The 21,519-nt window shown below is 34.1% G+C and carries 20 protein-coding genes and 2 pseudogenes; 11 read left to right on the top strand and 11 right to left on the bottom strand.

Going from position 1 to position 21,519, the window contains the following annotated elements; genetic code table 11:
• Position 1 precedes the first annotated feature (1 nt).
• Together bamH and P5P90_RS08805 are read right to left on the bottom strand one after the other, a co-directional pair.
• Positions 2-1,687 (bottom strand): BamH family beta-barrel-assembly machinery protein, encoded by a 1,686-nt coding sequence (gene bamH, locus P5P90_RS08800; protein WP_278034350.1) that lies wholly within the window; start codon positions 1,685-1,687, stop codon positions 2-4.
• Between the two features lie 22 nt (positions 1,688-1,709).
• The gene (locus P5P90_RS08805) at positions 1,710-2,513 is read right to left on the bottom strand and encodes a glycogen/starch synthase (RefSeq protein WP_278034351.1); all 804 of its coding nucleotides are present in this window, start codon (positions 2,511-2,513) and stop codon (positions 1,710-1,712) included.
• 78 nt (positions 2,514-2,591) lie between these two features.
• On the opposite strand from P5P90_RS08805, the gene panC reads away from it, so the two are divergent.
• The 4 genes from panC to radA all read left to right on the top strand — a co-directional run bounded on the left by panC (position 2,592) and on the right by radA (position 6,479).
• The gene (panC, locus tag P5P90_RS08810; RefSeq protein WP_278034352.1) at positions 2,592-3,470 is read left to right on the top strand and encodes a pantoate--beta-alanine ligase; all 879 of its coding nucleotides are present in this window, start codon (positions 2,592-2,594) and stop codon (positions 3,468-3,470) included.
• A gap of 14 nt (positions 3,471-3,484) precedes the next feature.
• Positions 3,485-3,835, top strand: a complete 351-nt coding sequence (gene panD / locus P5P90_RS08815; RefSeq protein ID WP_278034353.1) for an aspartate 1-decarboxylase — start codon at positions 3,485-3,487, stop codon at positions 3,833-3,835.
• Between the two features lie 134 nt (positions 3,836-3,969).
• Positions 3,970-5,118, top strand: a complete 1,149-nt coding sequence (locus tag P5P90_RS08820; RefSeq protein WP_278034354.1) for an alpha/beta hydrolase — start codon at positions 3,970-3,972, stop codon at positions 5,116-5,118.
• The gene (radA, locus tag P5P90_RS08825; RefSeq protein ID WP_278034355.1) at positions 5,118-6,479 is read left to right on the top strand and encodes a DNA repair protein RadA; all 1,362 of its coding nucleotides are present in this window, start codon (positions 5,118-5,120) and stop codon (positions 6,477-6,479) included. The genes P5P90_RS08820 and radA overlap by 1 nt, the downstream gene beginning before the upstream one ends.
• 73 nt (positions 6,480-6,552) lie before the next feature.
• On the opposite strand, the gene P5P90_RS08830 is transcribed toward radA, so the two are convergent.
• The 4 genes from P5P90_RS08830 to P5P90_RS08845 are packed head-to-tail and all read right to left on the bottom strand — an operon-like array spanning position 6,553 to position 11,415.
• On the bottom strand, positions 6,553-8,952 hold the full coding sequence (locus P5P90_RS08830) for a M28 family peptidase (protein WP_278034356.1): 2,400 nt from the start codon (positions 8,950-8,952) through the stop codon (positions 6,553-6,555).
• Between the two features lie 22 nt (positions 8,953-8,974).
• Positions 8,975-9,325 (bottom strand): hypothetical protein, encoded by a 351-nt coding sequence (locus P5P90_RS08835; RefSeq protein WP_278034357.1) that lies wholly within the window; start codon positions 9,323-9,325, stop codon positions 8,975-8,977.
• Between the two features lie 6 nt (positions 9,326-9,331).
• Positions 9,332-9,883, bottom strand: a complete 552-nt coding sequence (locus tag P5P90_RS08840; RefSeq protein ID WP_278034358.1) for a YfiT family bacillithiol transferase — start codon at positions 9,881-9,883, stop codon at positions 9,332-9,334.
• A 2-nt stretch (positions 9,884-9,885) separates the two neighbouring features.
• Positions 9,886-11,415 (bottom strand): carbon-nitrogen hydrolase family protein, encoded by a 1,530-nt coding sequence (locus P5P90_RS08845; RefSeq protein WP_278034359.1) that lies wholly within the window; start codon positions 11,413-11,415, stop codon positions 9,886-9,888.
• 220 nt (positions 11,416-11,635) lie between these two features.
• Here P5P90_RS08845 and P5P90_RS08850 point away from each other — a divergent pair, with 220 nt between their 5' ends.
• Positions 11,636-11,971, top strand: coding sequence for a single-stranded DNA-binding protein (locus P5P90_RS08850; protein WP_278034360.1), 336 nt, complete (start codon positions 11,636-11,638; stop codon positions 11,969-11,971).
• Between the two features lie 196 nt (positions 11,972-12,167).
• Here P5P90_RS08850 and P5P90_RS08855 read toward each other — a convergent pair whose 3' ends face one another.
• From P5P90_RS08855 to metG, 5 genes and pseudogenes are all read right to left on the bottom strand, one after another.
• On the bottom strand, positions 12,168-12,353 hold the full coding sequence (locus P5P90_RS08855; protein WP_278034361.1) for a hypothetical protein: 186 nt from the start codon (positions 12,351-12,353) through the stop codon (positions 12,168-12,170).
• A gap of 80 nt (positions 12,354-12,433) precedes the next feature.
• Complete coding sequence (locus P5P90_RS08860) at positions 12,434-12,952, bottom strand: ferritin (RefSeq protein ID WP_278034362.1); 519 nt, start codon at positions 12,950-12,952, stop codon at positions 12,434-12,436.
• 111 nt (positions 12,953-13,063) lie between these two features.
• Positions 13,064-13,750, bottom strand: coding sequence for an HAD family hydrolase (locus P5P90_RS08865; protein WP_278034363.1), 687 nt, complete (start codon positions 13,748-13,750; stop codon positions 13,064-13,066).
• 4 nt (positions 13,751-13,754) lie between these two features.
• A pseudogene (locus P5P90_RS08870) lies at positions 13,755-14,626 on the bottom strand (DMT family transporter).
• A gap of 129 nt (positions 14,627-14,755) precedes the next feature.
• Positions 14,756-16,819: a methionine--tRNA ligase gene (metG, locus tag P5P90_RS08875; RefSeq protein WP_278034364.1), complete on the bottom strand. Its 2,064-nt coding sequence runs from the start codon at positions 16,817-16,819 to the stop codon at positions 14,756-14,758.
• Positions 16,820-17,090: 271 nt separating this feature from the next.
• Here metG and P5P90_RS08880 point away from each other — a divergent pair, with 271 nt between their 5' ends.
• The 6 genes and pseudogenes from P5P90_RS08880 (at position 17,091) to serS (ending at position 21,440) form a co-directional block, all read left to right on the top strand.
• Positions 17,091-17,741 (top strand): hypothetical protein, encoded by a 651-nt coding sequence (locus P5P90_RS08880; RefSeq protein WP_278034365.1) that lies wholly within the window; start codon positions 17,091-17,093, stop codon positions 17,739-17,741.
• Positions 17,742-17,934: 193 nt separating this feature from the next.
• Positions 17,935-18,486 (top strand): DMP19 family protein, encoded by a 552-nt coding sequence (locus P5P90_RS08885; protein ID WP_278034366.1) that lies wholly within the window; start codon positions 17,935-17,937, stop codon positions 18,484-18,486.
• 114 nt (positions 18,487-18,600) lie between these two features.
• Positions 18,601-18,858: a hypothetical protein gene (locus tag P5P90_RS08890; protein WP_278034367.1), complete on the top strand. Its 258-nt coding sequence runs from the start codon at positions 18,601-18,603 to the stop codon at positions 18,856-18,858.
• Between the two features lie 498 nt (positions 18,859-19,356).
• Positions 19,357-19,443: pseudogene (locus P5P90_RS14350) on the top strand (hypothetical protein); the annotation flags it as partial.
• 123 nt (positions 19,444-19,566) lie between these two features.
• On the top strand, positions 19,567-19,977 hold the full coding sequence (locus P5P90_RS08900) for a sensor histidine kinase (protein ID WP_278034369.1): 411 nt from the start codon (positions 19,567-19,569) through the stop codon (positions 19,975-19,977).
• Positions 19,978-20,168: 191 nt separating this feature from the next.
• Positions 20,169-21,440: a serine--tRNA ligase gene (gene serS / locus P5P90_RS08905; RefSeq protein ID WP_278034370.1), complete on the top strand. Its 1,272-nt coding sequence runs from the start codon at positions 20,169-20,171 to the stop codon at positions 21,438-21,440.
• Positions 21,441-21,519 lie beyond the last annotated feature (79 nt).

Genomic DNA, 21,519 nt, shown 5'->3' on the forward strand with positions numbered 1-21,519 from the left:
ATTAATTAGGTTTTGTGTAATAAATTTTCAACTTCAATCTTTTTGCGTCTGGAACAGATGCCGCTCCTCCGTAAAGCACCACACCAAGTGGATTTAATACTGATGCCTGTGGGATTTTAAAAATTTCATTTTGATCGTTCAAAGTAAACTTTGAAAACAAAGCGTTCATAGTCGTATTTCGAATATCTTCAGTAACTACAACACCTAACTTTACATTTTTTGAAGAAAGATTTTTAACTAAATTTCGAATGTGTTCTGTAATTCTAAATTTATAATAATACTCCCCATCAGTACTTTTTTGCAATTGCCCTCCAAAAATAAGCTGACCATTTTTTGCATTAGTTCCCGTTGAAGAATCATTCAAATAATCTAATAAAACCGTACTATTCGATAAATCATACAAATAAATACGATTAGGTAATTTAGTAGTTCCCATAGCTGCCTTGTCTACATGAAAAACTAAACTAGCCTCATTGATCATTTTAGTTCTTTTAGTAAGAGGATCAATACGTCTTAATTCATCCAATTCATCAGGAATATTATTAGGAACGTTCGAAACATTTCCACTAGCATCATAACCTAAAACATCTGTTTTATCAAAAAGTTCTAAAACAGACATTGCACCTTCACCACCTTTTACATACAATCGACTATCCCCTGCTGTTTTATTAACGTTAGTGGTGATCGCATCCTCGTAAAGTGTTTTCTTAGTATTTTTAACCAAACTAACAGTATTTCCAGTCATATTAAGCACGATAGATTTAGCTACTCTTGTCGTTGTAGACTGACCGTTTACTGTAGTAACTAAATCTTCCTTGTAATTTATAGTAACCGTTCCTGCTTTAAAATTCATCATCGATAATTGACCTGGACTAGCACCGGATTTCTCAACTTTAAAATACAATCCTCTGAAATAATTTTTAAAAACATCATTAGTTATTAATTTCCCAGAGGCTGCTGCATCAATAATTTTGGTTTTAAAATAAGTTTTATTCAAAGCCAAATGCATAGCCGGAGCAGTCTTTGTAGTTGTTTTAACTTCTTTACCATCAGTTGTAGTAGTCGTTGTATTTTTAATTTCACTTTTATCAAAGAAAAAAGCATCATTTTGAGCAACAACACCATCATTTAACCTTACACCACCTTTTAAAGCATCAAAATCACTCCCTTGGTTTGTATAATATTTTTGTGATTCCAAAAAACCGGTTACAGGATCTAAATCCCTCATAAAATAACCGTTTTCATAAACACTTAATTTAATAGCTCTTTTATTCTCATCGGCTGAACCATAAATAGAATCTAAAACATAAGTACTATTTCCAGTTGTTGCATTAGTAGATTCTATATGACTAAAATAAGGAATCGACAAAGTCACACTATCAATCTCAACATTATTGCCAATAGTAGGATTTACAGAAGCCAAAACAACCTGAGTTGCAAAACTTGCTTCGGTAGTCCCAAAAACATCATCCTCATAAATCCCCAAAGGATTTACAGGCAAATTATTAGATTGAACTGGACCAATATTTTGATTATAAGAAAGAACATTAATACTATCATGTACTAATCCAAAATGTTCATCACCAATTAAGTCCCCTCCTAAGGTGTTAAAATCTTTATCACAGGAAGTAAAAAAAACAACAGTGATTGCAAGAAAAAATATCTTTATAATAGAATTATTGCGCATATTTGATACTAAAAAATTGGGTTTAAAGCATTTCTTTATAAAAATTATTATATGCCTCAGCAAAAGCATCTTTAGGGACGAAAGGTAAAAAAGGTTTCCCTGAAGTTTCAATAAATTTTGTTAAACTTGAACTAAGATTCGAAGAAGCAATAATAACACCATCCGAATGCATTACAGTTGCTTTTATAATATTCTCATAATCAGGTGTTGATAACATATCAACCGACTCTTGCGGAACTCCATCTAATTTTACTTTGTTGATCATTTCAACATCTAAAGTACCATCAAATGATTGCCCATAAACAGAAGTAACAATCTTAGTGTCAGAAAACAAGGCTTCATTTTTATAAAAATGCTTCATGTACACCGGCAACATGGCAGCCATCCAACCGTGAACATGTATAATATCTGGTACCCAATTTAATTTTTTAACTGTCTCGACAACTCCTTTAGCAAAAAAGATAGCACGCTCATCATTATCAGGGTATAATTTCCCATCCTCATCGGCAAATGTGGCTTTTCTTTTAAAATATTCATCATTATCGATAAAATATACTTGAATTCTTTCTTTTGGAATTGATGCCACTTTGATAATTAAAGGCATATCTAAGTCATTTACTACCAAATTCATTCCTGAAAGACGAATAACTTCATGTAATTGGTGCCTTCTTTCGTTGATATTACCATACCTAGGCATAAAAATTCGAATCTGTCCCCCTTGGTCATTTACCATCTTAGGAACATCATAAGACATTAAAGAAACCTCATTTTCAGCCAAATACGGCACCACTTCAGATGATACATATAATATCCTCTTATCTTTCATATTGCAATTTAGTTAGTTTGTTGGTAATAAAAACCACGCAAAATTACAAAATTTTATGCAGTTATTAACTAATATATTATGTTTGCACTCAATTTTAATAAAATTACCATGCCTATTTTCTATGGAAAAGTAGCTTTAGTTGAATTTTTAAATTCGGTTAAATCGACTGATTCCACTATTGGTTTTGTTCCTACAATGGGTGCGCTCCACCAAGGTCATCTTTCCCTAATGCAACAATCTCTAGCAGAAAACCAGCATACTGTGGTTAGTATCTTTGTTAATCCTACCCAATTTAATAATCCCGAGGATTTAGAAAAATACCCTAGAACCCTAGAAGAAGACACTAAAAAAATTGCTTCTTTAGACCCATCGATTATTGTATACGCACCTTCAGTAGATGACATCTACGAAGGAAATGTAGTTTCTCAAAATTTTGATTACGACGGACTCGAAAATCAAATGGAAGGCAAATTCAGACCTGGTCATTTTAATGGAGTAGGAACCATTGTAAAACGTCTTTTCGAAATTGTAAAACCTACAAATGCGTACTTTGGCGAAAAAGATTTCCAACAATTACAAATTGTTAAAAAAATGGTTAGCAAAAACCATTTAGACGTAAAAATCATTGGTTGTCCTATTTTCAGAGAAGCTAATGGACTTGCTATGAGTTCCCGAAACGAACGATTAACAACCCAAGAAAGAGACAAAGCTTCTATTATTTACAAAACCTTATTAGAAGCCAAAGAACAATTTAAAACCCTAAGTTGTGAAGAAGTAAAACAATGGGTCAAATCGGTTTTTGACCCGAATACAATGTTTGATTTGGAATATTTTGAAATCGCTGACGAAGAAACGCTTATTCCTTGTTCAACCATTTTAAAAGATAAAAATTATCGTGCATTTATTGCCGTTTTTGTGAATAATATTCGATTGATTGATACCATTTCACTAAAATAATTTACTTTTGTGCCATGCAAATTCAAGTTTTAAAATCAAAAATTCATCGGGTAAAAGTAACTGGCGCCGATTTAAATTATATTGGTAGTATTACCATCGATGAAACCTTATTAGAAGCATCTAATATTATTGAAGGAGAAAAAGTTTCTATTGTTAACATCAATAATGGAGAACGTTTTGACACTTATGCCATAAAAGGAGAGCGAAATTCAGGCGAAATAACACTGAATGGTCCAGCAGCTAGAAAAGTACAAAAAGACGATATCATCATTATCATATCGTATGCAACCATGGACTTTGAAGAAGCCAAAACTTTCCAGCCTTGGATTATTTTTCCAAACGAAAAAGACAATTCACTAACATAAGTAAAGGTTAAAAAATTGACAGAAAGCGTTTCTTTAGAAGCGCTTTTTGTTTTTATAGTATAAATTTTACTTTCACTAAATTTTAGTATCTTGCTTTGTCGTTCTGAATGTTCATCTAAAAACTTCCCCAAATCATGAAACAAGCACTACTATTATTTTTCTTTTCGATTGTAGCATTTTCGCAAAAAAAAACCGAATTAATCAAATCAAACCATTTGGGAGAAACCCGAGAAATATCCATAAATCTTCCCAGTTCCTACGAAAGTAACCCCACGAAAAGATACCCCGTTTTAGTACTTCTAGATGGCGATTATTTATTTGACCCTTTTCAAGGCGCCTTGCATTATGGCGAATATTGGGATGATTTACCAGAAACCATTATTATAGGCATCCATCAAAAAAACAGCCGAGTGAGTGATTGTGCTTTCGATGAGGCGCAAGGAACCCCTACTAAAAGATCGGCTGCTTTCTATAACTTTATAGTAGAAGAAATGATGCCTTTTGCAGAAAAAAAATATCGTTTAGCACCTTTTCGAATAATTGCAGGTCACGACGTTACGGCTGGATTTCTAAACTTCTTCTTGTATCGCGAAAACTCTTATTTTAACGCCTATATCTCCTTAAGCCCTGAATTATCTTCAGATATGGTAAGTCAAGTTCCTACCACATTAAACAATACTAAAAAAAATATTTTTTACTATCAGTCTTCTGCCGATGGGGATATCAAGCAACTGCGACAACCTATAGAAGAATTAGACGCTAATATCAAAGCAACGGCCATTCAAAATCCTTTAGTCAATTACCAATACGACAAATTCAATAATGCCTCGCACTATTCATTAGTTTTATATTCTATTCCTAATGCCTTGTACCAAATTTTTGATAGCTACAAACCTATTTCTTCTACCGAATTCTCAGAAAAAATTGTAATTCTACCATCAGGTTATGTAGATTACCTTATCAAGAAATATGAAAATTCGGAACAAAAACTAGGACTAAACAATCCCATTCGCATAAATGATTTCAAAGCAATCGAAGCCGCCATTTTAAAAAACAAAGCCTACGAAGAATTAGAAAAATTATCGCAATTAGCCAATAAAAACTATCCTAAATCAATGCTTGCCGACTATGAATTGGGCCTTATGTTTGAAAAACTAGGCGATAACAAAAATGCAGCTAACAAATACCAACGCGCTTCCCAATTAGAAGAAATTGGCGATTTGACCAAGGAAATGATGTACAATAAGTATGAAGATTTGAAAAGTTTAAGTGTAAAAAAATAATGTCAAAAGTTAAAACCTCTTTTTTCTGTCAGAGTTGCGGTACTTCCTATGCTAAATGGCAAGGCCAATGCAACGCCTGCAAAGAATGGAATACCATTGCCGAAGAAATCATTCAAAAACAAGATAAGGTTGCCTGGAAAAGTGAACCAACTCCAAGCAATAGAGCACCCAAACCTTTAAAAATAACTGAAATTGATTCGACTCAGGAAATCCGAATGGACACAACTGATGCCGAATTGAATCGCGTATTGGGTGGCGGAATCGTACCCGGTTCTTTAACGCTGTTAGGCGGTGAACCTGGAATTGGAAAGAGTACGCTTTTACTCCAAATTTCATTAAAACTACCTTATAAAACGTTGTATGTTTCGGGCGAAGAAAGTCAGAAGCAAATCAAAATGCGTGCGGAAAGAATTACTCCTTCCAGCGACAATTGCTACATCTTGACTGAAACTAAAACGCAAAACATCTTCAAACAAATTGAAGCCATTGAACCTGAAATCGTCATTATCGATTCGATTCAAACCCTGCATACCGATTATATCGAGTCGACGGCGGGAAGTATTTCGCAAATTAGAGAAACCACTGCCGAACTTATTAAGTTTGCCAAAGAAAGCAATATTCCCGTAATCTTAATTGGTCACATAACCAAAGACGGCAACATCGCTGGACCCAAAATACTGGAACACATGGTAGATACGGTTCTGCAATTTGAAGGCGACAGAAATCACATTTATCGCATTCTTCGTTCCCTAAAAAACCGTTTTGGTTCTACTTCTGAAATTGGAATTTACGAAATGCTAGGCAGCGGATTAAGAGAAGTCTCCAATCCATCGGAAATATTGATTTCGCACAAAGACGAAGAATTATCAGGAACTGCTATTGCTACCACACTCGAAGGCATGCGCCCACTGATGATTGAAATCCAATCCTTAGTAAGTACCGCTGTTTATGGAACGCCACAACGCAGCACCACAGGTTATAATGCTAAACGTCTGAATATGATTCTGGCGGTTTTGGAAAAAAGAGCTGGATTCCGTTTAGGTGCCAAAGACGTTTTCCTAAACATCACAGGTGGAATTACCGTAGATGATCCGGCTATTGATTTGGCTGTTGTAGCCGCTATTTTATCTTCGAATGAGGATATTCCGGTGGATAAAGGTTTCTGTTTTGCGGGTGAAGTAGGTCTTTCAGGCGAAATTAGACCCGTAAACCGCGTAGACCAACGCATTCAGGAAGCTGAAAAATTGGGATTCTCTACCATTTTTGTTTCTAAATACAATAAAATAGCCTTAAAAAACACAGGCATCAAAATCGAATTAGTCGCTAAAATTGAAGATGTGGCAAGTATGCTTTTTGGATAAAAAACATTTGTTTTCATAAAAAACAAAACCAGACAATCTTGAGATATTGTCTGGTTTTGTTTCACTATCTTATTCAATTAATACTATCAACTACCGAGACTTGTTCAACTCTAATTGGTTTCCTATATTTCATCTTAGACACAATAACAGGCACCGTATCCTGAATTACTCTTCCGCTTGGACGAATAGATTTTTTAATCGCAATAGCATCTGTAAGTACAAAAGGCGTTGGCATCATCCAATCAGCGCGTTTACGAATGTTAAACATTGTATGTTGCATCAAATCAAAGGAACTTTCTACTAATTGCATATCCATAACTGTTTTCACATTGATATTAAATTCCAAGTCTAAGGGCGCATTATTCACTACATAGTAACTCAACAATCGTTTCCCTTCCCTTTTATAAATTTTCCCTTTTTGTTCCAAATGTGCCACACCATTAGCCCTTATATTATACAAATCCATTTTTTCATTGGCAAAAATATCATAGCGATTCACTTTCCGATTGGGCGAAATTCTAATTTTCAAATAACGTCGACTATCGGCAATACTGTCTCTCAAAAATTCGATGGTAGGTTCGGCAAGTTTTTGTATTGGCGCTGAATTTGAATAGGTGAATTGTGTATCATATTTGCTAAAAAGCGGAATAGCTTCTAGCCCTTTTGGCTCTTGTGGATTTTCACCCAGATAACTTTTAGTCCAGGAATCTAAATTTTTATCATAAGTAAGCCATTGGGCATAATTCGTATCGGCATCATAAAGGTAAACTAAGCTGTTTGATTTGGCTTTGCCTTTTTCATATTCGGATTCGGTGTGCGCTTTCGCAAAAAAGCCTATAGAAACCAAAAGAAAAAGTACCGACCAAGTTCTTTTTTGAACAAAATTTCCCAAAACAGTTAAAAGCAAACCAAAACAAAGTGCAGTGAGTATTGCGCTTACATATAGTATTTTCAATCCTAAACCTATTGGAAACATTTGGATAAAAGGCACCACAATCCATAAAACCGGAATACAAAGTACTAGATTTAAGATTGGATTGTATTTTTGAGTAAGAATATAAAACCCAAAGGTAAAAATCCCGAAATAAAGAGGAATGATTAAAAAACCAGCGCCTTGCAAACCAAAAGCAATGGCGCCATTAAGAAATAACCAAATAAATAATGGAGCCACAAAATGATTGGCTGTAATTTTATTTGGGGCAAAAAAATGATAAAAAGCAAAAGCGATTGCGACACTTAAAAATACAAAAGCAGCAATATAATCGTGACCGTTGTAGGTAAATCCATTGAGTAAATCATTGTATTGTGGATAAACTTGTAGCAAAATTTGCCATCCTAAAAAAGTGAGCAAAGCGGCTGTAAACATCGTTCCTAAAAACGGAACAAAACCCGAAAGCATTTTGGGAACGGTCAAAATTCTTTTGGCTATCCCTAAAAAGATAAAAAACAACAGCAATACAGTAGCTACAATCAACATAGGAACTACCCAACTAAAAGGATAACTGATAAAACTAAAAGGAATGGTAAAATAGACTTCATCTTCTGCTGATTGAAGCTCATTTAAATTACTATTGGAAAAATAGTGTAATAGAGGCATTAAATAAGAACCTTGATGCGCTAGCGAATTCCTATCTAGGTGCTTCACATCATCTTGGGCTGTATGATAATTGTAATGACCATCAATAAAAGCAAAATTAAACCCTTGAATTTGTCCTTGTTCTCTAAAAACGGTCAAATCCGTATCATTAGGCAGCATTTTATAGATGCTATACATTAACGAATTAGAAACTGCAAAACTTGGACTAGCTTCATCAAATTGTTTAACCATTCCTGCATTGCCCTCGTTAGTTTCCATTAACATATAACTAGGGCCTGACGTTCCTCTGGCTTCTAAATTTAATACCAAACCTACTTCCTTAGCCCACTTGTGTTGGGTTACAAAAAGAGCAGCGCCATTCAAACCTAATTCTTCGGCATCAGTAAACAAAATAATAATATCATTTTTAGGTGCTGTTTTAGTTTGTAAAAAGGCCCGAACACTTTCTAAAATCGTAGCAACACCTACAGCATTATCACTAGCTCCTTTTGATTCCGAATGTGGTGCGCTATCATAATGCGAAAGCAGCAACAAGGCTTTGCCGTTTCCAGTCCCTTCTATTCTAGCAATAATATTACGCGATTGAGTAAGATTTCCCCATTCGGTTAAGGTATATCCTTCTTGAGATTGTGGTTGCAAACCTAACTTTGTTAATTCAAACTGCAAATATTCGGCCACGTGATTGTGATAATCAGCACCTACATAATGTGGCTTTTGACTCATTTTACTAACATGAACCATAGCTCTTTTGGTCGAAAATTCGTCCAAAGGTTTTTCATCATTGTTTGTCCACCTGGGCATAAGGCTTAGGTATAAACAAGCAATTATCCCTGTAAAAAACAGCATTGCTACGATTGAGGATAAATCTTTTTTCATTTTTAGGTAGATTGGGTATTTTTTAATTATCCTTTTTGACAAGGATATACATATCATTTTCTAATAACATATAACCTTGATCATACAAGAAATAGTATGTATTTCCTGTTTTTGTTTTTAAAATATTGGTAAAAAAATCAAAATCAAAACCTTTACTAAGCAGTTTTGTTTTGGAAACTTTTGATTTTCCATCCGTGTTAAGTTCTGTAAGAATACGATAGTTTTTGCGCAATTTGTTATTAACATTGCGCATGAAATTATTGCTATCCTTATTCATCTTATTATTATAGGTGTTTCTACAACCATCGCTGCAAAATTTCTTGTCTTCGCGGCCTATAATTTTTTCACCGCATTCTAAACAGTTTTTTACCATAATTTTTTAAAATTTCCCCTTGTAAAACAAAGCTTGTTCAATATGTGCTAAATGATGATTACTATGCCAAGCATAAATACCAATTACTTCGTCCAGACTCAAACTTTTATTTGTAGCGGGATGAATAAATTGCCGTTTTAATTCTTCCTCTCCAAAAGATTTTAACAACAACACCCATCGAGTATGGACTCCCTCAATAATTTGAAAAGAAGCGGTTAAATCATTCGAAATACCATCTGGTAATTCTGCCCACAATTGCTCTTCATAAGCTTTGATTACTGGCATTTCTTCAGTCAAAGCCAATTTAAACCGAATAAAACTGTTCAAATGACTATCGGCACAATGATGTACCACTTGTTTGATACTCCATCCGTTTGGACGGTATTTCCAATCCAATTCTTCTACTGAAAGAGTAGCTGTTAACAAACGAATTCTAGCTGGGAAACTTTCAATGGCTGTTATCCATTTATCCAAAATTTCACGACCTATAAAATTTGGCTTTTGAAATTCGCCTATTGGAAAACGTAAACGTTCTAAATCATATAATTGTTCTTGCATCTTTAACTTTTTAGTTTTTTAATTCGGTACAAATCGTGACGGCGATCCTTTAAAATATTGACACTTCCGTGTTCATGTAACTCTTTGAGTAAGTCTAAATCGACATCAACAATCAAAGTCATTTCGGTATTGGGAGTCGTTTCGGCTTTTATACCGTTACTTGGAAAAGCAAAATCGGAAGGGGTAAAAACCGCTGTTTGCGCGTATTGAATATCCATATTATTCACCTTTGGCAAATTCCCCACACAACCGGCAATGGCTACATAACATTCGTTTTCTATGGCTCTGGCTTGTGCGCAATGTTTCACACGTGTATAACCATTTTGAGTATCGGTCAGAAATGGCACAAACAAGATATTCATGCCTTCATCGGCCATTAATCGGGACAGTTCTGGAAACTCTACATCATAACAAATCATGATTCCTATTTTGCCACAATCAGTATCGAAGGTTTTAATAGTGTTTCCTCCTGTTATTCCCCAATGAAAAACTTCATTTGGCGTGATATGAATTTTGGTATAGGTTTCATACGTTCCGTCTCTTTTGCACAAAAAACCACTATTGTACAAAACACCATCTACCAAAGTAGGCATACTACCTGTAATGATGTTGATATTATAAGAAATCGCTAGTTCTTGAAATCTTTTGCGAATGGGTTCTGAATATTTAGCTAGTTCCCGAATAGCATCTGCTTCTGATAAATGATTATAATCTGCCATTAAAGGCGCAATAAACAGCTCTGGAAAAACAGCAAAATCACTTCCATAACCCGATACGGCATCAATAAAAAATTCAGCCTGTTCAATTAAGGCATCCAAATCTCTTAAAGGTCTCATTTGCCATTGAATTAAACCCAATCGAATAACACTTTTTGTAGTATTAATTATTTGCGGACTTTCATCATAATAGATATTGTTCCATTCTAACAAAACGGCAAATTGCTTCGATTTACGATCGCCTTCCAGATAATTTCGCATTACACGCATTACGTGAAATTCGTTACTCAACTGAAAAGACAATACGGGATCATGAATTTCTTTTCTTTTTACCTTATCAATATATGCCTTAGGAGTTAATTCATGGGCATAATTACCGTAATTTGGTATTCGTCCAGCAAATACAATCGATTTCAAATTCAATTGTTCACAAATTTCTTTTCGGGCATCATACAAACGACGACCTAAACGCAATCCTCTATATTTAGGAACCACAAAAACATCAATTCCGTAAAGCACTTCTCCATTAGGATTATGGGTAGAAAAGGTATAATCACCCGTAATTTTAGCATAATCATGATTCTTTTCGACCAAATCTTCATCAACTATCAGTGAGAGTGCAGCCCCCACCACAATATCGTCTACTAATATAACCAGTTGTCCTTCTGGAAATATTTTAAGTAATTTTTTAATATCCGATTCCCTCCAATAATCATCTATCATTTCGGGATAGGATTCAATCATGGAATTTTTTAATTCTTTATAGTCTTGAATTTTTAAATTTCTAAGTTCGACTTTATTGATTTCTGCCTGCATAAACTCATTGATTTTCTGCAATATACAAAAAATAATATCCGTTTACAAACGCTTACAAATATTTACAACCGAAAGTAAACAACTAACTACCGACTAACTGCTGGCTGTTGTTGCAACTTTGTCTCGTTGAAATGAAACAAAAACAATGTTAATTTCAATGACAATAACAATATCAATAAAGACTTAAAAAAATAATATTAACAATTAAATTTTATACGCCATGAATGCATTAAGAAACAAAGTACAGTTAATCGGTCACTTAGGAAACGATCCAGAAATCAAAAATTTTGATGGAGGTAAAAAATTAGCCAATTTTACTTTGGCTACTAATGAAAGTTATAAAAATGAAAAAGGTGAAAAAATAGAAGAAACCCAATGGCATCGTTTAGTAGCTTGGGGCAAAACTGCCGAAATTATTGAAAAATACGTGACTAAAGGTAAAGAAATTGCTATTGAAGGCAAATTAACACACCGCAGTTATGACGATAAAAACGGTGAAAAACGTTATGTGACTGAAGTAGTAGTTTCTGATTTACTTTTATTAGGAAAACCATAATTTTCTACCGCTAAATTCACAAAGATTTTACGCTAAGAATGCAATGATTTTTTAAATTGTTTAAGCTTCGCTATTACTTATTAAAACTTTGCGAATCCTTTGTAACCTTTGCGGTAAAAAAACTTTCCGGTTAAACCAGCAATGTCATTAAATAGAAAACCCATTCGCTGCTACGAATGGGTTTTTATATATAAATTTAGGCTACTTTTTTAATCAAATCATACATAGGGCAGCGTTTGCAACGTTTGCTTTCTGATTTTTTGAACTTTTCACAACAGGAAGATTTACAGTTTTCCACTTTTTTGATCACAACAAGAGCTTCTTTTTTCTTTTTGTCTTTCTTCTTTTTTTTGCTGTCTTTCTCTTTTTCTTTTTTGCCCATCTCACTATCAGTTTAAAACTGAAGCAAATATAAATCAAAAAATGTTATTTTTATATATTCTAAATAAAATTTAACGTTTTTTATTTGAGACTATTCGTTGTTGAATTGGTAACTGCCAACTGTTGAATGTCGCGATCAAACAAATACAAACCTCCTTTATCGTCACCAATAAGGTTAATTTTATCCAAAATATTCTTAGCAGTAGCTTCTTCTTCGATTTGCTCAGAAACATACCATTGCAAGAAATTATGCGTTGCATAATCTTTCTCAGAAAAAGTAATATGCACCAATTCGTTAATCGAATCAGAAACAAAAACCTCATGTTTGTATAATTCTTCAAACATTTCTTTGAAAGTAGTATAAGTTGTTTTAGGCGCTTTCAAGTCGGTGACCTGAGCATGACCGCCTCGTTCATTTACATATTTAATCAATTTAAGCATATGAGCACGTTCTTCGTCAGACTGGGCATACATAAATTGTGCAATCCCTTCTAAACCATGAACCTCAGCCCAACAAGCCATTGATAAATAAGTTTGAGAAGATTCAGCTTCAATGCGAATTTGTTTATTTAATGCGTTTTCTATATTTTTTAATAACATACAATTGGGTTTTTATTATTATACTTTACGTAAAGTTAGTAAAAAACGGATTAAAATATAAGGTCTACATCCATTTTGGATTTTATTTAACGAAATAAAAGATGAAGTTTTTTATCTAAACAACTCCAATATTTCGGTAATTTTTTCAAAAGATCTAAAATTTTCATGCCTCACTTCATGATCAATCTTCTCATGCGCCCAGGTGGTATGAAATGGAATGTGTGCAGCGTACCCTCCGATATTCAAAACCGGCAAAACATCCGATTTAAGTGAATTCCCAATCATATAAAATTCAGATGGTTCAATTTCTAAACGTTTTATCAAATCCAGATAGTCCTGTTCTTGTTTGTCCGACATCACTTCGATATGGTGAAAATATTTCCCCAAACCTGAATTGTGCAATTTACGTCGTTGATCCAGCAAATCCCCTTTGGTAGCAACTACTAATTTGTATTTACCATACAAAGATTCTAAAGTTTCTTCGACACCATCCAAAAGCACAATTGGCTTCTCTAATAATTCCTTACCGTATTCAATAATTTTACCAACTACTTCAACAGGAATCGTATTATTTGATATGGTCATCGCGGCTTCAATCATCGAAAGTATATAAGCTTTAATTCCATAACCGTATATGGATAAATTTTTGATTTCAATTCTAAAAAGCTCCTGCGAAAGCCCTTGATGCGAAAGGTAATCACTCATTAAAGCACAGAATTTTTCCTCTGTTTCTAAAAAATAGGTTTCATTTACAAACAACGTATCATCAGCATCAAATGCAATTACTTTAAAAGACATAGTTTTATTTTTTTATTGACAATGGTTTATTATAAAAGGTAATTCCTATTCCTAAAAGTAAAAAAACAGCACCAAGAATCCTATCCCAACTCATTTTTTCTTCTAAAAAAATCCAGGCTAAAAATGTAGTTAAAACGGCTTGGGCTAACAAACTCAAAGACACTCTAGTAGCCTTCAAATGTTGAGTAGAATAACTAATCATTAACCAAGCCAACAGTTGACAAATCAATCCTTGTATTAACAAAACCAACCAAGCTGCTGTGGAAAAACCTGTAAAATTTTCACCAGAAACCCAACAAATTAAAGCCAAAAACAAACTGGAGGAGAACAAAACAATACTCATAAATGAAAGTACATCTAGTTTTTCTAAAACAATTTTACTGATTAAAATATAAGAAGCATAAAGCATTCCTGAAATAACTGCCAAAACAAAGGCTAGATCTATTTTAAACTGGAGAAAGGTTTCAAATCCTACTAAAACAAACATACCAAAAAGTGCCACAATAGTTCCAAGCCAAAAATTTGTACTAGGTTTGTTTTTTAAAAAAAGAAAGACCCAATACCCACCCAAACAGGCGTTAAATTTGCCAGTAAAGTAGCCTGAGTAGCACTAGAATGTTGTATCGCAAAATTCCAAACCGAAATATCAGAAGCGAATATAATTCCGCAAATAACTGAAAGCAACAAATAACGACCTTCTGGCAGCTGAAACCGTTTGCTAATAAAAACATAAGGTAATAAAAAAACCGCAGCAATAAACATACGGTAAAAAGCAGAAATCAAACCATCAGTTAAATGCAAGCGAACCAAAATAGGAAAGATAGAAATACATAGTATTCCAATTGCTAAGGCTAATTTGGGTTTGTTAATTTTCATTTATTTGAAAAATAATTTTGCTTAGCAATTCTTTATTTTTCCTTTTAAAAAGCAAAAGCTTTGAAGTTATTTGTAACCGAAAATTCGCAAATTGTATTTTAAATAATTTGCGAATTTGCGGTAATAATATTAATTAATCGTCTCTCCATTCCCTACTCCATCAGCATCCGGATTTACGAAAACTAATTTGCCTTCGGCATTATTCGTCATCAAAATCATTCCTTGGCTTTCTACACCACGTAAAGCTCTTGGTGCCAAGTTGACTAAAACAGTAACTCGTTTTCCGATGATATCCTCTGGTTTGAAACTTTCGGCAATTCCAGAAACAATAGTACGAACATCAATTCCGGTATCTACTTTTAAAACCAATAGTTTGTTCGCTTTTGGCATTTTTTCCGCTTCTAAAATAGTTCCAACACGTAAATCCATTTTAGCAAAATCTTCAAACTGAATTAAATCTTTTTGTGGTTCTGCCTTTTTATTTTCAGCCAAATTAGCTGTTTTAGTTGCTTCCAATTTATCTATTTGTTTTTGTATTGCTTCGTCTTCAATTTTTGAAAAAAGTAATTCTGTCTGACCAATTTGGTGACCAGCAGGCATTACATCAGCAGTATCAGTTATTGTATTCCAATCGATTTTTACATCGTCTAAGTTTAAAATACGTTTCAATTTAGCCGCAGTAAATGGCAAGAAAGGCTCACAAAGCGAACTCAAAGCCGCTGCAATTTGCAATGCCACATACATTTGCGTTTGTACACGCTCCGGATTATCTTTAATTACTTTCCAAGGTTCTTCATCTGCCAAATATTTATTCCCTAAACGAGCTGCATTCATCATCTCGCCTAAAGCTTCTCTGAATCTATAACGCTCAAGTGAACTCGAAATTACCGCCGGATAGGCTTGTAATTCCGCTAAAGTTTGCTCGTCAACTTCTGTTAATTCGTTTGGAGTTGGCACAATTCCGTTGTAGTATTTGTTAGTTAATACCACAACACGGTTGATGAAGTTACCAAAAATAGCTACCAACTCATTGTTATTTCTAGCCTGAAAATCTTTCCAAGTAAAGTCGTTGTCTTTAGTTTCCGGTGCATTCGAAGTCAAAGCATAACGCAAAACATCCTGCTGATCTGGGAATTCTTCTAAATATTCGTGCAGCCAAACCGCCCAGTTTTTAGAAGTTGATAATTTGTTCCCTTCTAAATTCAGGAACTCATTTGCCGGTACATTTTCGGGTAAAATATAGCTTCCTTCTGCTTTTAACATCGCTGGAAAAATCACGCAGTGGAAAACGATATTATCTTTTCCGATAAAGTGAACCAACTTGGTATTTTCATTTTTCCAATAAGGCTCCCACTCTTTTCCTTCTCTCGCTGCCCATTCTTTGGTTGACGAAATATATCCGATAGGCGCATCAAACCATACATATAACTTTTTACCTTCGGCGCCTTCAACCGGAACATCAATTCCCCAGTCTAAGTCACGGGTTACGGCACGTGGTTCCAAACCTCCGTCAATCCATGATTTTACTTGTCCGTACACATTCGGTTTCCAGTCGTTTTTATGACCTTCCAAAATCCATTCTCTCAGGAAAGCATCATAACGATCCAATGGCAAAAACCAGTGTTTTGTTGATTTCAAAACCGGAGTTTCACCGGTAATAGTCGATTTTGGATTAATCAAATCGGTAGCGTTCAAAGTCGAACCGCATTTCTCGCATTGATCCCCATAAGCTTCTTCGTTACCACATTTAGGGCAAGTTCCCGTTACAAAACGGTCTGCCAAAAACTGATTCGCTTTAGCATCATACAATTGTTCCGTTACTTCTTCGATAAAATCGCCATTATCATATAGCTTTTTAAAGAAATCCGAAGCCGTTTCATGGTGAATAGGCAATGAAGTTCTCGAATAATTATCGAATGCAATTCCAAAATCAGCGAATGATTTACGGATAATTCCGTCGTATTTATCAATTACTTCCTGAGGTGTAATCCCTTCTTTTTTGGCTTTCATCGAAATCGCAACTCCGTGTTCGTCGCTTCCGCACACAAACAAAACATCACGATTTTGCAAACGCAAATAACGCGAATAAATATCAGCAGGAACATAAACCCCCGCTAAATGCCCAATATGAATAGGCCCGTTAGTATATGGCAAAGCCGCTGTAATCGTATATCTTTCTGGATTTTGTAACATAATTCAATTTTATTGAGCGCAAAAATAAGGAATCCAATTGAAAATCATCGGATTTTATTTGGAGCTGTCCTGACTAAAAGGCACATTGGCCTAAAGCCACATATTTTCTGAAAATAATGGATTAAAAACAAAACTGTTTTTTTAATCAAGATTCGAACTCAATCATAAACTTGAATAATTCTCGATGAAATAAAATAACAATTTCTTACAAAATAAATAACATTAAAATAAAATTGTAAGATTATTTTTTATATTTGCAAAAATTAATCATATGACAGAGAAGTATTCCGTATTTAGAAAATATCCAACGATTCTTCAAGCTAAAGGATTAGAGAATTTATTACAACAAAACAACATTACTACTCAACTCACAGATAACATTCCTCCTATTGATCCCTCGTTATCAGGCACTACGCTATTAAACGAATATGAAATAAAAATTCTTATTGAGGATTTTGAAAAAGCAGAATTAATTCTTGAAAAAGAAGTAGAAAACGTAATTAATCAAGTAGAAGACGACCATTATTTATTTGATTTTACCGACGAAGAACTGTATGAGGTGTTACTTAAATCAGATGAATGGAGCGAATTTGATTATAAATTAGCGCTAAACATTTTAACTAAAAGAGGCAAATCAATTGATATCGATTTACTCAATGCATTGAAAAAACAACGCATAGAAACATTAGCCGAACCAGAAAACAACCAAAAACCTTGGATAATTGCTGGATATACTTTTGCCTTGCTTGGCGGTTTTCTTGGTATTATCATTGGATATTCCTTATGGACTTCGAAAAAAAACCTGCCCAATGGCGAAACAGTCAATTCATATACAGACCAAGATAGAGCTCATGGTAAGAAAATATTTTACATTGGACTGATTGCGCTTCCAATCTACATTCTAATCAAGCTATTAAATTAAAACCTTACCAGATACAGTCAACAAATAGGAATTTGGATTTTGCACATTTAGGCAGACTTTAATAATTACCTGCTTGAATCTGCAAAAAATAATTGGATTTAAAAAAATTACAACTTGATCGAAATAAACCGATTTAAACTCGTGTAATCTGTTGCAAAAAATCGAAATTTGCAGTCCATTTAAATCTTAACTCATGGAATTCGGAAGTATCTTAATCTCAGAAAGCGCAGCCAACAGCGAAAATCCTCAGGATGTAATCAACTCCAACATTTCGATTGTAAACCTGATGCGCGAAGAAAAAATTGACGATGAAGACATTCACGAAGATGCCTTAATGAGTTATTATCTGGATTTTTATGCGGCACAAATCGCTCAGGGGAATTTTGCTCAGTTTGTATACAATTCGGGTTGGAACAAAGAACTGAACGAATTAATCGAAGAAGGCCTTGAAATAATTGGCGCTCCAAAACATCTGGAATTATTCCAGGAACAATGCAAAAAAGTACGCCTGATGAGTAACATAAAATTGGGCAAATTCTTAAAAGGAAAATTAGAAGGTGTTAATCCAATTCGTGACGCTATTAACAACAATGCTTTTTCCACTCCCGAAATCTCAGGACTGGAGAATTTAGTTGAACTAAATGCCGCTTTTTTAAAGCATCATCCCGACACACAAATCCTAACTGTAGATATAATTTTTGAACTTTTAGAAGATTATTTAGACCGCGAGATTAAAAGAAGTTAATTTTTTTAAAAAAACTTAAAATCAATCACTTATTACTTATTTGATTAGTCAAAATAAATTATTTTTGTAAACCTAACTTGTCATTTTAGTGAAAAATGTACAAGGATTAATTTTATGGAAATACTAAATCAATTTATGAAATTATTTGTATTGGACATTCGCAATACAATGGGACTATTGTTTTGGGGCAATTTCACGTTAGCCATTCTAGTTTTCACTTTTCGTTACACCCTTGATAATAAAGAATCCAGAAAAAAATTATTGATTTTTGGATTATCAAAAACATTTTTAGCACTGGCATGGCTAGCTTTTTTCTTAGAAAAGACACAACCTCATTCGATGCTTTCAAATTCATCATCACAAATACCTTAGTTTTTGCTGGTTATTATTTGGAATCAATTGCCATGTTGATGATTGTAAAAAAGCATTTCATACACAATTGGTTTTATTTATTGTAAACTTAGTAGCCTTTTATACAACAGTTGCTCTAGAAGCACCAAGTAATATTAGAGTTTAGGTAGCTTCTTTAAACATTTTACTAATCACTATTATCCCTACTTGGCGATTCTTAACAGAAATCAATGGTGGTTTATTCAAAAGAATTCTTGGTTTTAATTACGGTATCCTATTGCTAGTAATTATTTTCAGAATCATCTACCCATTGTTTAATACTACAACTAGCCTATATTCTGTAGATGCTACCCAAAAAATCATCTTTTTAATCATTTTTATAATGATGAATATTGCGGTGTAGGCTATTTACTTTTATTACAAGAAGAAAAAGAAAGACAAGTAAAGAAGTTATTAGACGATCAAAATCAATTTTTCTCCATCATAGCACATGATTTAAAAGGACCATTCAACGGAATAATTGGTTTATCCGAACTTTTATTAGAAAAGGACAACAATCTGGATAGTGAAGAAACAAACAAATTCATTGAACTCATCCATCAATCTTCAAAAAACACTTTTTCCTTACTTGACAATCTTCTTACCTGGGCACAATCACAAACAGGTAGTCTAGGATTTAATCCCAAAAAGATAGAACCAAGCAGCATAATCGATAAAAGCATTCATTTATTGAGCAATGTTGCTAAGAGTAAAAACATAACGATCCAATCTGAAATTGAAAAAGACCTATATGTTTTTGCCGACACAAATATGCTCGAAACCATATTTAGAAATCTAATTGCAAATGCCATAAAATTCACCAATAACAACGGTAAAGTATTGATTTCCTCAAAAAAAGAACACAATCAAACACTATTTATTGTTGAAGATAATGGAACAGGTATTGCTTCAGATAAAATTGGAAACTTATTTACCAGCAATCAAAAAGAAACTACTCTAGGAACCAATAATGAATCTGGAACAGGTTTAGGACTGATGCTTTGCAAAGATTTCGTAGAAAAGCATGGGGGTGAAATTTGGGTCAACAGTAAACTAGGTGAAGGAAGTAGCTTTGTTTTCAGCATCCCAGATCACGACTAATTGTTTTTCTTTTTCGATCAAAACAATTAGTAGCAATTCCATTTACAAAACTTCAAATCTCGTATTGCGAAGAATACAGATGTTTTTTTACACAATTGTTACTTCTCAAAGTAAACTTTGTCACGTTTCTATGAAACATTTCCTTAAATTTGCTACCGTTATTAAAAATTTATAGTTATAAAAATCCAACTATGTTACAAATTGCATTTATTAGAGAGAATCAAGAAAAAGTAATCCAAGCTTTGGCCAAAAGAAATCTGGACGCCAAAACAGTGGTGGAAGAAGTAGTAGAACTTGATGAGCGTCGTCGTGCTACGCAAGTAGAATTAGACAACATCCTAGCTGAATCTAATAAATTGTCCAAAGACATAGGAGAGCTAATGAAAGCGGGAGAAAAAGCTAAAGCTGCTCTATTAAAAGAAAAAACAGTAAGCAACAAAGAACGCAGCAAACAATTAGCAGAAGCGGCTGATATAATCGCTGCCGAACTAACCGAAAAACTATACACATTACCTAATTTACCAGCTGATATTGTTCCTGAAGGAAAATCAGCCGATGACAACCTAAATGTGTTTCAAGCAGGTGAAATCCCAGTTTTACACGAAGGAGCACAACCACACTGGGAATTAGTTAAAAAATACGACATCATTGATTTCGAATTAGGAAATAAAATCACTGGAGCTGGATTCCCAGTTTACAAAGGAAAAGGAGCCCGTTTACAACGTGCTTTGATTAATTATTTCTTAGACAAAAATACTGCTGCAGGTTATAACGAAGTGCAAGTACCGCATTTAGTAAACGAAGCTTCTGGATACGGAACGGGTCAATTACCTGACAAAGAAGGACAAATGTATCATGCAGGCGTTGACAATTTATATTTAATCCCTACGGCTGAAGTACCGGTAACTAACTTGTTCAGAGATGTGATTTTAAACGAAAGCGAATTACCAATCTTAACAACAGCTTACACACCATGTTTCCGTCGTGAAGCAGGTTCTTACGGAGCACACGTAAGAGGATTAAACCGTTTACACCAATTTGACAAGGTCGAAATTGTACGTATTGAGCACCCTGAGAAATCATACGAAGCTTTAGACGGAATGGTAGAGCATGTAAAAGCAATTTTGGACGAATTGAAATTACCTTACCGTATTTTACGTCTTTGTGGTGGCGACATGGGATTCACCTCAGCCTTAACTTATGATTTCGAAGTATTCTCAACCGCTCAAGACCGTTGGTTAGAAATTTCATCCGTTTCTAACTTTGAAACATTCCAAGCTAATCGTTTGAAATTGCGTTTTAAAGACAAAGACGGAAAAAACCAATTGGCACACACCCTAAATGGAAGCTCATTGGCTTTACCACGTGTATTAGCCGGTATTATTGAAAATTACCAAACTCCAGAAGGAATTGTAATCCCAGAGGTTTTACGTCCTTACTGCGGATTTGATATCATCAATTAATTCTGTTTGAACAGAATTAATTCTTAATAACCATTAAGAAATTAAGAACCATTAAGCTTATATAGTCTTAATTTCTTAA

This window comes from Flavobacterium nitratireducens (assembly GCF_029625335.1).
In the GTDB taxonomy this organism is placed as follows: Bacteria; Bacteroidota; Bacteroidia; order Flavobacteriales; family Flavobacteriaceae; genus Flavobacterium; species Flavobacterium nitratireducens.

Bases quoted from the DNA above. Each gene is read 5' to 3' on its own strand.
- P5P90_RS08845 (WP_278034359.1), bottom strand. From the start codon at position 11,415: ATGCAGGCAGAAATCAATAAAGTCGAACTTAGAAATTTAAAAATTCAA.
- radA (WP_278034355.1), top strand. From the start codon at position 5,118: ATGTCAAAAGTTAAAACCTCTTTTTTCTGTCAGAGTTGCGGTACTTCC.
- P5P90_RS08835 (WP_278034357.1), bottom strand. From the start codon at position 9,325: ATGGTAAAAAACTGTTTAGAATGCGGTGAAAAAATTATAGGCCGCGAA.
- bamH (WP_278034350.1), bottom strand. From the start codon at position 1,687: ATGCGCAATAATTCTATTATAAAGATATTTTTTCTTGCAATCACTGTT.
- P5P90_RS08850 (WP_278034360.1), top strand. From the start codon at position 11,636: ATGAATGCATTAAGAAACAAAGTACAGTTAATCGGTCACTTAGGAAAC.
- panC (WP_278034352.1), top strand. From the start codon at position 2,592: ATGTTTGCACTCAATTTTAATAAAATTACCATGCCTATTTTCTATGGA.
- P5P90_RS08885 (WP_278034366.1), top strand. From the start codon at position 17,935: ATGGAATTCGGAAGTATCTTAATCTCAGAAAGCGCAGCCAACAGCGAA.
- P5P90_RS08855 (WP_278034361.1), bottom strand. From the start codon at position 12,353: ATGGGCAAAAAAGAAAAAGAGAAAGACAGCAAAAAAAAGAAGAAAGAC.
- P5P90_RS08820 (WP_278034354.1), top strand. From the start codon at position 3,970: ATGAAACAAGCACTACTATTATTTTTCTTTTCGATTGTAGCATTTTCG.
- P5P90_RS08840 (WP_278034358.1), bottom strand. From the start codon at position 9,883: ATGCAAGAACAATTATATGATTTAGAACGTTTACGTTTTCCAATAGGC.
- P5P90_RS08890 (WP_278034367.1), top strand. From the start codon at position 18,601: ATGGAAATACTAAATCAATTTATGAAATTATTTGTATTGGACATTCGC.
- metG (WP_278034364.1), bottom strand. From the start codon at position 16,819: ATGTTACAAAATCCAGAAAGATATACGATTACAGCGGCTTTGCCATAT.
- P5P90_RS08860 (WP_278034362.1), bottom strand. From the start codon at position 12,952: ATGTTATTAAAAAATATAGAAAACGCATTAAATAAACAAATTCGCATT.
- P5P90_RS08805 (WP_278034351.1), bottom strand. From the start codon at position 2,513: ATGAAAGATAAGAGGATATTATATGTATCATCTGAAGTGGTGCCGTAT.
- panD (WP_278034353.1), top strand. From the start codon at position 3,485: ATGCAAATTCAAGTTTTAAAATCAAAAATTCATCGGGTAAAAGTAACT.
- P5P90_RS08830 (WP_278034356.1), bottom strand. From the start codon at position 8,952: ATGAAAAAAGATTTATCCTCAATCGTAGCAATGCTGTTTTTTACAGGG.
- serS (WP_278034370.1), top strand. From the start codon at position 20,169: ATGTTACAAATTGCATTTATTAGAGAGAATCAAGAAAAAGTAATCCAA.
- P5P90_RS08865 (WP_278034363.1), bottom strand. From the start codon at position 13,750: ATGTCTTTTAAAGTAATTGCATTTGATGCTGATGATACGTTGTTTGTA.
- P5P90_RS08880 (WP_278034365.1), top strand. From the start codon at position 17,091: ATGACAGAGAAGTATTCCGTATTTAGAAAATATCCAACGATTCTTCAA.